1 protein-coding gene and 1 tRNA gene are annotated in these 443 nt (G+C 48.4%); one reads left to right on the top strand and one right to left on the bottom strand.

The features are described from left to right. A partial coding sequence (locus tag AO242_RS29580; protein ID WP_218927854.1) for a hypothetical protein occupies nucleotides 1–184 on the top strand: 184 nt, incomplete at its 5' end. Nucleotides 185–236: 52 nt separating this feature from the next. On the opposite strand, the gene AO242_RS23745 is transcribed toward AO242_RS29580, so the two are convergent. Beyond that, nucleotides 237–313, bottom strand: a tRNA-Ile gene (locus AO242_RS23745). Nucleotides 314–443 lie beyond the last annotated feature (130 nt).

Below are 443 nucleotides of genomic sequence, written 5' to 3'. Positions count from 1 at the left end.
AGCCTGGACACGCACCAGTGAAAGAGGTGCCCAGTCTATATTTCTATCACATACCCAAATTTTTAAAGAACGATCTAATCAAAGACTAGAAATCAACACTCACCATCACATCGATGGAGTGCTCATTTCTAAGCTTTCAAACAGAAGCAGTAAGTGGTGGAGCCAAGCGGGATCGAACCGCTGACCTCCTGCGTGCAAGGCAGNCCGTATTTCTACAGGCGTTTCCCACACAAAATTGGTGGGTCTGGGCAGATTCGAACTGCCGACCTCACCCTTATCAGGGGTGCGCTCTAACCAACTGAGCTACAGACCCAATTTCGAGCTTGTAGCCGCTAGCGTGAGCTATCAGCTTGGAGCTTAAAGCTGCTTCTAATCGTCTTCTTCAATGAATCAAGCAATTCGTGTGGGAACTTGTGCTGCAGCTGAGTCGTCGATTAAGGAGG

It is taken from the genome of Pseudomonas sp. ICMP 561 (genome assembly GCF_002699985.1).
In the GTDB taxonomy this organism is placed as follows: Bacteria; Pseudomonadota; Gammaproteobacteria; order Pseudomonadales; family Pseudomonadaceae; genus Aquipseudomonas; species Aquipseudomonas quasicaspiana.
Note: the sequence above shows the minus strand (reverse complement) of the source record. Positions and strands in the feature narration are given on the sequence as shown.